Origin of the sequence: Dethiothermospora halolimnae, assembly GCF_037577855.1 — a bacterium.
Lineage (GTDB): Bacteria > Bacillota > Clostridia > Tissierellales > VENL01 > Dethiothermospora > Dethiothermospora halolimnae.
In genome coordinates, this window is the sequence record NZ_JBAKFX010000086.1 from 1 (window position 1) to 10,139 (window position 10,139).

The window sequence follows — 10,139 nt, forward strand, 5'->3', positions numbered from 1 at the left end:
TTTTGCCGCCGACTTCCTTCAGATTCCACCTCACGGTGGACACCCTTGTCTTCAGCTAGCACCTATATCACCTTCGGTGTTCGGGACTTTCACCCTATAGACTGTGTCCATGCTGGGCACACATATAAAGGGAAAAAATCTTTAAAGATTTTTCCCTTTGTATATTAATCCTGTGTTATTTTAGACTAATCGTTATGGTTTTTATATTATTCGTACCTGTATAAGAGTCATATTTTATTACAACTACATTTTCACTTTTCCAATTCATACTATAATCATTATTAGTGAAAGGCCTGCCTCCATTATCTGCCGAAATATTATATTGGGGTAATAATTTCTTGAAAATAACATACTTAGGTATGTAGACGTTACTCCAACCTCCCAATAGAAATGTACATTCTTCTATTATTATAGTGTTTGTACCCCTAGGAGATTTAAAGTAAAAGTCTTTTTCTTCTGAACGTAGTATAAATCTAAAGCTATATATTAAAATTAATATAATTAAAACTGGATATATCATAAAATTTCTAATCTTGCTCTTATTAAAAATAAAAAAAACTGAAAATAGTATAATATATCCTAAAATGTATGGTACAATATCCCAAAGTAAATATAGCTCAAAAAAATGCTTTAAAAATAATAACACAATTTGTATAATGAGTAAAATAAAAAATACATATCTAGCAATTCTTTTTATAGTTCTATTAAACATTTGCCCCCCTATTAATCATAAAAAAATTTTTATTAACTTAATTATAATTATATATAAAACAACTATATTTTTCCATAGATATATTGATTGTTAACTAAGTAATCCTTTCAATATTAACAAATTCCCTTTCATATGCTCAATCCTTTTCATGCCAACTAAAATATTATTAACCCCCTCTGTCTTACATATAAACTCTAAATAATCCCTAACTGTTTTACCTTCTTTTAATCCCTTTGCTTTCCCTATGGAACCACTGGTATTAACTTTTATACCATAGTGGTTTGCAGCCTCTATTATTGTACATCTTTTACCATTAACCACTTGGGTCTTGTTCTTATTTGCTTCTGGTCTGTCTAAGTTATATGGTAACATAATATGTTTAAAATTATGATTTTTATTAATTCCTTCAACAACCTTCATAACCTTTTCTAATGATAAATACAAGTCTTTATTTTCCTCTATTTGAAAGGCATCCCAAGTTGCCATTCCGTATTCTTTAATTTTTCCTATCTCTACTTGTTCTTCATAAAACTCAATTACTTTTTCCAAATTCTTATAAAACTCATCTTCTCCCAAAACACTAATAGATAATTCAGGTTCATGTATGTAGTGAATGTCAATGGTTTCAATATTCATATGTTCTCTGCTTAGATTTAATGCATATTGAAAATAATTGGGGTTCATAGTTAGTCTTAAATTTTCATACATATAAACATCTTCTCTTTTTAAAATACCAGCATCTATAAATTTTGTCTTTAAATAATCCACTGGTTTTAACATAATTTCCCCATCTCCAGGAATAATTCCAGCCTTTGATGATATAACAATCTCTTCTCGATTTATTAACCCCTCTTCAATTAACTCAGTTAAAACTTTTCCAATGTCCCTTTCAGAAATCATACCTCTATAATTTACAGCAGTATCTATTAAATTTATACCATTAGTCAGTGCATATCTTATAGCCTGTTGATAAAGTTTAGAATCTTCTTCACTAAAGTTTCCAAGGTGAGTTCCTAACCCCAATTTACTTGTGCTAAAATTTTCTCCTTCTACAATCATAGAGTCGACTACTTTAGACCTCTCAAAATAAGCATTTGTTCCCTTTAATGTTGCATATCCTTTTATCATAGTTCTCTCCCCCTTATATAATAGTTCTTTAACTTTAGCAATGTAACATTTAACTTTTCTAAAGATAGTGATTTTTATTATATAGGACAAATCTAGGAAATATAAGTCTTTTTTTACATTGTCTTATATGGTATAATATAATTAGAAGGGGGAAGTGAAGTCTTAAGACTTCACTTCCCCCTTCTAATTATATCTATTACTTCACCTTACCTACTGGCGACATATATAATACAAATTCATCTTCTCCATCTACTTTTATCAATTCATTCATTTTATCTTGATCATATGCCGCTATAGCGCAGGTTCCACATCCAATGGATTCTGAGGCTAAGTAAAGATTTTGTGCCATATGACCGGCATCTAAAAGCATTACTTTGTGGGATACTATATCATATCTCCATTCTCCCCTGTAAGGTATACAACTCCAAATAAAATTAACAGCTGCAGTCCCCGCAAATTTCTGTCCCAATGTTCCCTCAGTAATTTTTTTAGGTATTTCATTACACTTATATAAAAGAATTAATTGGTGGGACAAAGGAAGATAACGATATACCCCTTTCTCAAGCCCCTGAACATTCTCAACAGCGAGATATGTTTCAAATGGATGTCTAGCACCTCCCGATGGTACGGTTCTAAGAGTAGCATAGTTGTCTCCCTTTACATCTTTTACCCCTTGAGTAGTCCAAAGTAAATATGATAGTTCCTCTAAAGTTATACTTTTATCTGTATATTTTCTATGACTTTTTCTATCATTTATACATCTCAAAATACTATTCTTTTTTAGTATACTATTTTCTATATTAGGTAAATCAATAATTACCCTCTCTTTATCATATGGCTTTTGTAATGGGGGTTGAGGTAATTGTTTTTGTTGATCCGACTCTATATCTTGTTCAAAATCAGATTTCATAAACTTTCTATATGTTTTATACTTTTCCATAGTTTATCACTTCCTTAATGTCTCAGTTTGTTTTATTTTACCATTATTAGGTTTCAATATCAATAACTAGATGTCAATACCAGTCTTAATATTATACTAATAGTTTAAACTTTCAATCTCTAAGTTTAGAGGTACCTTAAGTTTTTATATAAACCACTAATTATTTACTTAAATAGTGTTCTAATATATAATAAAGTTATAAATAAATTTATGGAGGGTATTTTTATGAACTGGAGTAGTACAGATATTGCTAAGGCATCTGTAAAAATGGCTATATCATCCTCTAGAGAGGCTGAAAACAAATTAGTTCACAGTTTTAATAAAAAAGAAATAAAAACTGCCGCAGTAGATATTGGAGGGAACTTAATAGATTCCATACCTAAAATTATCGAAAGGGCTTTGGTGGCATCTAAAAGAAGTGGTATTATTAAGGATTGCCATGTTCATGATGGTGCCGTAGCTGGAGCTACTAGAGAAGCTATAATGCAAGTATCAACAAAGGCCAATGGACTAAATGTTGGAGGAAAAATTGGAATAGCAAGATACAAAGAGCACTTAAGTGTTTGTATATTTATGAGCATAGGGTTATTACATCTTAATGAAGTAGTTATAGGTCTTGGACATAGATCCATCCCTGAAATAAATTAGAGAATAAAGACGCCTTTGACCCGCCTTTGTTCTATGCAGAGTCCAAGAATAAGAGCACAGGGAGTTAGTGATCCCATTATCAAATTTCTTGACAAAATGAAATAACTTAGATATAATCGATAATAATTTAAAGTAGAATAGTAGATTAAGTAGTTTAGTAGATAATATGTAGAATGGTAGATATGTAGGATATAGTGATGTAAATAAACCTTAGAGAAGGTGTATCTAGGGTCTATTTAATTACGTTTCAAACTTTCCTATGGAAAGTTTTTTTATTATATAATAAAATATTTAGGAGGATGGTAGAATGGTAGGTAAAAGATTTATTTCTATTGGTTTAATCGTGTTAATATTCATGTCAATTTTAGGTGGTTGTGAAAAATCACCCTCTTCAGAAACAGCTTCACAAAAGGAATTATTCAAAATAGGTATAACCCAGTTAATTGAGCATCCTGCTCTTGATTCTAGTCGTAAAGGTTTTATTGATGCTTTAAAATCAAAGGGTTTTAAAGATGGAAAAAATATAGATATAGATTTTCAAAATGCTCAAGGGGATATTCCCACAGCTGAAATTATTGGGAAGAACTTTGTATCCCAAAATAAGGATTTGATTTTAGCCATAGCAACTCCATCGGCTCAATCGGCTTATAATGCCACTAAAGATATACCTATTTTAATAACTGCTGTAACAGATCCTGTTAAATCTGGCTTAGTAAAAGCAATGGACAAATCGGATACAAATGTTACAGGAACCAGTGATGCTATGCCTATAGACAAACAATTCCATATGATTAAAAAGTTAATCCCAAAAGCAAAAAAAGTAGGTATTTTATACAATACCAGCGAAATTAACTCTGAAATCCAAGTTAATAGAGCAAAAAAAACTGCTAATGACCTTGATCTAGAAATAATAACCACAGGGGTAACAAATATAAACGAAGTATCCCAATCCCTAGATGCTTTACTTAATAAAGTTGATGTTTTATATACTCCAACTGATAATTTAGTGGCATCTGCTATGCCTTTGATTTTTAGTAAGAGTATTAAAAAGAATATTCCCATAATAGGTGCAGAGAAGGCCCACGTTGAAGGAGGAGCTTTATCTACTGAGGGTATAGATTATTATAAACTAGGTCACAAGACTGGATTAATGGCAGTGGAAATTATAGAAGGTAAAAATCCTAAAGATATGCCCATAGCCACTTTAGATGATACCCAAAGTATTATAAACCTTAAAGTAGCTAAAAAGCTTAATATAGAAATACCTAAGGATATACTAGATTCTTCAATAATTATTGAAGGAGGTAAATAGTATGATGGGCTTTTGGATTAATATATTAGAACAAGGCTTAATCTTTGGAATAATGGGACTTGGAGTTTATATAACCTATAGTATACTTGACTTTCCTGATTTATCTGTAGACGGTAGCTTCCCCTTAGGAGCTGCAGTAACCGCCTCTGCTTTAACCTCAGGAATTAATCCCTTTTTAGCTATGATACTATCTTTTTTAGCCGGGATGCTTTCTGGAGGTATAACAGGTTTTCTTCATGTAAAGTATAAGATAACAAACCTATTATCAGGAATACTGGTTATGATAGGTTTATATTCTATAAATTTAAGAATCGCGGGAAAGGCAAATGTTCCATTATTTAATGAAAACACACTTTTTATTAGCAACTTAAAACCACTATATATTATATTTATAATAACTATTATTATGAAATTAGGATTAGATTTATTTTTTAAAACTAAGTTTGGATTTTTAGTAAAGGCCACAGGTGATAATCCAAAACTTGTAACTTCTTTAGGCATCCATATCGGCACAACAAAAGTAGTTGCCCTTATGATTTCTGGGGGGTTAGTTTCCTTATCCGGTTCTATTATGGCCCAATATCAAGGATTTTCCGACGTTGGTATGGGTACTGGCATTATAGTAATGGGACTTGCTTCTATAATTCTTGGTAAAACAATATTTAAAAAAGCAAGTTTTATATTATCCACTACAGTTGTTTTAATAGGTTCAATACTATACAAAGCTAGTATTGCCTTTGCCCTTAAACTGGGACTTCCTCCAACGGACTTAAAATTAATAACCTCAGTTATTGTTATTATAACCCTTGCTATTAACAATAGTCATTTTAGCTTTAAAGGTAAAAAAGCATTTAATTTTGGAGGTGAGACCGGTGTTACAAATTAGAAATCTAAATAAAACCTTCAATAAAGGCACCATAAATGAAAAGGTAGTATTTAATAGTTTTTCATTAGATGTTAAAGAAGAGGACTTTATAACCATAATAGGTAGTAATGGTTCTGGAAAATCCACCCTTTTAAATATTATCTCTGGATTGCTTAAAGAAGATGACGGCTATTTAAGGCTCAATAATAAAAATATGGCTAAGATGCCTGAATATAAACGAACAAAATCTATATCAAGGGTTTTTCAAGACCCTTCAATGGGAACATCCCCTTCTATGACCATATTAGAAAACTTATCTATGGCATATAATAAAGGCAAAAAATTTGGTTTATCCATGGGGGTTAATAAAAAGAATATAAAATACTTTAAAGAAATATTGTCTCAATTATCTCTAGGCCTTGAAGATCAACTTAATACCAAAGTTGGATTATTATCCGGGGGACAGAGGCAAGCCTTATCTTTAATTATGGCCACAATGTCACAACCTGATTTATTATTACTTGATGAACATACAGCAGCATTAGACCCTAAAACATCAAAAACAATACTTGATCTAACTAAAAATATAGTTAAGAAAAAGAAAATAACCACTTTAATGATTACCCATAACTTAAATCAAGCTATAGAGGTTGGTAATAGACTTCTTATGTTTCATCAGGGTAAAGTTATTGTGGATATAGCTGGAGAAGAGAAAAAATCTTTAACTATAGATAAACTTATGGATTATTTTCAACAGATTCAATTAAATATGTGTAGGGGCTGAATATATTCAGCCCCTACACAATAGTATACATATCCTCTATTCTATTTTGTACACCTTCATCTTCTAAGAATTCATCAAAGGTAACTTCCTTATCAAAGACTCCCTTTGGAGTTATTTCTATAACTCTATTCGCAATAGTTTGTATAAACTCATGGTCATGGGATGTAAATAACATAGTTCCTTTAAATGCCTTTAATCCATTATTAACTGCCTGAATTGACTCTAAGTCCAAATGGTTTGTAGGCTCATCGAGTAATAAAACATTTGCCCCTGAAAGCATCATCTTAGAGAACATACATCTTACCTTTTCTCCTCCCGATAGAACCTTAGCATTTTTTAATGGTTCGTCTCCAGAGAATAGCATTTTCCCTAGGAAACCTCTAATAAAGGCCTCTGACTTCTCCTCAGAATATTGTCTTAACCAATTTATTAAGTCTAAATCAACATCATCAAAATAAGCTGAATTATCCTTAGGTAAATAATCTGTGGTAGTAGTAACTCCCCACTTAAAACTCCCTTCATCGGGTTCCATTTCTCCCATTAAAATCTTAAATAAAACCGTCTTTGATAGATCACTTCTTCCTAAGATAATAATCTTATCATTTCTGTTTACAGTAAATGAAATATTATTTAAAACCTTCACACCATCAATTGTCTTACTGATACCCTCCACAGTTAATATATCTTTCCCAGCTTCCCTATTAGGAGAAAAACCAACAAAGGGATATCTTCTTGATGACGGTTCTATATCTTCTATTTTGATTTTATCTAAAAGTTTTTTCCTTGAAGTTGCCTGCTTGGCTTTTGATGCATTGGAACTAAATCTTGCAATAAAGTTTTGAAGTTCTTTAACCTTTTCTTCTTTTTTCTTATTTTGTTCCTTCATTAATTTTAATGCCAATTGACTTGATTCATACCAAAAGTCATAGTTTCCAACAAATAGCTTAGCCTTCCCAAAGTCAATATCAAGCATATGGGTACAGACATTATTTAAAAAGTGTCTATCATGGGAAACAACTATAACTGTTTTTTCAAAGTTAATTAAAAACTCCTGTAACCAATTTATAGCCTTAAAGTCCAAATGGTTTGTAGGCTCATCTAGTAATAAAATATCGGGACTTCCAAAAAGGGCTTGGGCTAATAGTACCTTTACCTTTTCATTGGCTCTCAATTCCTTCATATTCTTATCATGTAATTCCTTTGTTATACCTAAACCCATAAGTAGCTTTTCAGCATTCATCTCTGCTTCCCAGCCATCTAGTTCTGCAAACTCAGCCTCTAGCTCAGATGCCTTTATTCCATCCTCTTCACTGAAATCCGGTTTCTGATAAAGGGCATCCTTTTCCTTCATTATTTCATGAAGTCTTTTATGTCCCATAATCACTGTATCTAAAACTTTAAATTCATCAAATTCAAAGTGATCCTGCTTTAGTACTGCTAATCTTTCCCCTGGAGTTATAGATACATCCCCTTCACTAGGTTCAATGTCTCCTGATAATATCTTTAAGAAGGTTGATTTACCTGCTCCATTGGCTCCTATTACTCCATAGCAGTTTCCTGGGGTAAATTTAACATTTACATCTTTAAATAATTTTTTGTCTCCAAATCTTAGTCCTAAACCTGTTATTGTAATCAAAGTAGTTTGTTATACAGCCATCTGTATAACGTCCCCCTTTCAGTTTTTTTATGCATATAAAAAATCCCACAGGCTACTGTGGAATTTTTATCAACATCTCTAATTATACACTCTTTTATAGTATTATTAAATAGTTTTTATAAAATAAGTTAATTTAGTTTTTATTCCCTAGTTATACCCCTTTATATCTCTGTCTTCCCAGGGTAAAATGGGTTATAATGGCAATGGAAACTAATATAAATCCTGCTACACAAACTCCTGTCCATCCATGTTTATTATAACTATAGGAACCTAAAAATGATCCCAATGAACCAACAAAGAAGTAGCATGACATAAATATAGAGTTAAATCTATTTCTAGCAGGGGAATCTATGGCATTTATCCTAGCTTGATTTGATACCTGTGATGAATTAACTGAAAAGTCCAGTATAGTTACACCTATTATAAGCCCTATCAAATAACTACCAAATAAGTATAGTATAACAAAGGACATAAATGCCAAAGTTGCCGAAACCCCTATCGCAAACCTTGGAGACTTCTTATCACTTAATGTTCCCATATAGGGTACTAGAAAGACTCCCACTATACCTACTAAACTAAATAACCCTGCCACTTCTGAACCTAAGTTATATACCGGCGAGTCTAAATAAAATACTATAGATGTCCAGAACAATTGAAATGATGCAAATATACAGGGGCCTATTATAGAAGATGACCTTACCACTGGATTATTTTTAATAATTCCTACTAAAGATTTCATTATATCAATATATCTATCCTTAGAATTAGCTTTACTGGTTGGTAAAAACCTTTTAAGGGTCAGTGTTAATATTGTTATTAAAAATATTGATATAATATATACTGCTCTCCATCCAAGTCTAGGTCCTACAAAACCACTTACAACCCTAGCCGATAAAATACCCGTTATAAGTCCACTTATTATAGTTCCTATAACCTTTCCTCGTCTATCAGGTTTGGCTATACTAGCTGCAAAGGGAACTAAAAGTTGAGTTATAATAGATGAAAATCCCAATAAAAAACTTGCAACAAGTAACCAATAAAAATTCATGGATACACTGACAAGAACTAAGGCTATAGCAGAAAGGGTTAAAACCTTAAGAATTAAGGATTTCCTTTCCTTTATATCCCCAAGGGGAATTAAAAAAAGCATTCCAAAACCATAACCTAATTGGGTCAATGTAGCCACTAAACCTATATTCTCCCTAGATACATTAAAGTCCTTAGCCATAAGTCCTAAAAGAGGCTGGTTATAACAAGTACTTGCTATGGTTAATCCCGATGTTATTGCCATTAGTAGAATGAGACCTTTGGTTAGTTTTATGTTATTATTATTCAAATAAATACCTCCCTTAGTATTTGTTAATTATAAAATACCAAATATAAGGTCTTATTTGTATGTTACTTTGTTCTAATATATTTATGCAAAACTTTTTCGATTTCATTAACTTTTTCTTTACTCTCTTTTATATTAAGTCTATATTCTATTTCCTTTTTATTATTAGCAATATATTTGATAGTCAAAAAAAATTCCTTATAAAATGGTAGTTCTCCTTCTTCAATATTAAATGACTTAATCTCAGCCCACGTAAAAAAAGTACTTCCAGATCTTATACCATCATTCATTATATAAAAACTTTTTGTTAAATCCATTATTATTATTATCATCATAAATATTATAAATACAGTAGAGAAAACTTTTGTTATTATATAATTTATAGTAAAAATTATATATGTGTGTGCTATTAGTACCAAAACATCTAGTGAATCTGGTAGTTTTTTAGAGTTTATCTTTAAAATAATTTCTCCCGTTCTTCCTCCCTCTATCTCCTTTAACTTTTTTCTCCATTTTAACCTTAGTATTATTTTCATTATAAATAATGTTAATATAAATATATATATAATAGGAAGTCCTATGTCATAGATTTTATTCAACATTATCATCCCCCGTTAAAACCATACTTAATACTTGTATATAACGATTATCTGTAATCTTTTCTATTGAATTCATCATTATTGAAGATATAAAAATAATGCCTATTGAACCTCCTCCTAAACCTCCTATCATAATACTATATTCATTTTTGCCCATTCCC

At 31.1% G+C, this 10,139-nt stretch carries 10 protein-coding genes; 4 read left to right on the top strand and 6 right to left on the bottom strand.

Annotated features, from left to right (window positions below; translation table 11 throughout):
- Positions 1 to 175: 175 nt before the first annotated feature.
- From V6137_RS19485 to V6137_RS19495, 3 genes are all read right to left on the bottom strand, one after another.
- Positions 176 to 712 carry a hypothetical protein gene (locus V6137_RS19485; RefSeq protein ID WP_425449634.1) on the bottom strand — a complete coding sequence of 179 codons (537 nt, stop codon included), beginning with the start codon at positions 710 to 712 and terminating at the stop codon, positions 176 to 178.
- A 90-nt stretch (positions 713 to 802) separates the two neighbouring features.
- A complete protein-coding gene (locus V6137_RS19490) occupies positions 803 to 1,840 on the bottom strand; it encodes an aldo/keto reductase (RefSeq protein WP_425449635.1) in 1,038 nt (345 codons plus the stop codon).
- Between the two features lie 196 nt (positions 1,841 to 2,036).
- Positions 2,037 to 2,780, bottom strand: a complete 744-nt coding sequence (locus V6137_RS19495; protein ID WP_425449636.1) for a SagB/ThcOx family dehydrogenase — start codon at positions 2,778 to 2,780, stop codon at positions 2,037 to 2,039.
- Positions 2,781 to 3,005: 225 nt separating this feature from the next.
- Between V6137_RS19495 and V6137_RS19500 the strand changes: the two genes are divergently transcribed.
- The 4 genes from V6137_RS19500 to V6137_RS19515 all read left to right on the top strand — a co-directional run bounded on the left by V6137_RS19500 (position 3,006) and on the right by V6137_RS19515 (position 6,389).
- Positions 3,006 to 3,428, top strand: coding sequence for a HutP family protein (locus V6137_RS19500; RefSeq protein ID WP_425449637.1), 423 nt, complete (start codon positions 3,006 to 3,008; stop codon positions 3,426 to 3,428).
- A 307-nt stretch (positions 3,429 to 3,735) separates the two neighbouring features.
- On the top strand, positions 3,736 to 4,740 hold the full coding sequence (locus V6137_RS19505; RefSeq protein ID WP_425449638.1) for an ABC transporter substrate-binding protein: 1,005 nt from the start codon (positions 3,736 to 3,738) through the stop codon (positions 4,738 to 4,740).
- A gap of 1 nt (position 4,741) precedes the next feature.
- On the top strand, positions 4,742 to 5,626 hold the full coding sequence (locus V6137_RS19510; protein ID WP_425449639.1) for an ABC transporter permease: 885 nt from the start codon (positions 4,742 to 4,744) through the stop codon (positions 5,624 to 5,626).
- Positions 5,613 to 6,389 (top strand): ABC transporter ATP-binding protein, encoded by a 777-nt coding sequence (locus V6137_RS19515; RefSeq protein WP_425449640.1) that lies wholly within the window; start codon positions 5,613 to 5,615, stop codon positions 6,387 to 6,389. The genes V6137_RS19510 and V6137_RS19515 overlap by 14 nt, the downstream gene beginning before the upstream one ends.
- A gap of 13 nt (positions 6,390 to 6,402) precedes the next feature.
- On the opposite strand, the gene V6137_RS19520 is transcribed toward V6137_RS19515, so the two are convergent.
- The 3 genes from V6137_RS19520 to V6137_RS19530 all read right to left on the bottom strand — a co-directional run bounded on the left by V6137_RS19520 (position 6,403) and on the right by V6137_RS19530 (position 9,981).
- Positions 6,403 to 8,025 carry an ABC-F family ATP-binding cassette domain-containing protein gene (locus V6137_RS19520; protein WP_425449641.1) on the bottom strand — a complete coding sequence of 541 codons (1,623 nt, stop codon included), beginning with the start codon at positions 8,023 to 8,025 and terminating at the stop codon, positions 6,403 to 6,405.
- Positions 8,026 to 8,197: 172 nt separating this feature from the next.
- Positions 8,198 to 9,382, bottom strand: a complete 1,185-nt coding sequence (locus V6137_RS19525) for an MFS transporter (protein ID WP_425449642.1) — start codon at positions 9,380 to 9,382, stop codon at positions 8,198 to 8,200.
- 62 nt (positions 9,383 to 9,444) lie between these two features.
- Positions 9,445 to 9,981 (bottom strand): DUF5673 domain-containing protein, encoded by a 537-nt coding sequence (locus V6137_RS19530; protein ID WP_425449643.1) that lies wholly within the window; start codon positions 9,979 to 9,981, stop codon positions 9,445 to 9,447.
- Positions 9,982 to 10,139 lie beyond the last annotated feature (158 nt).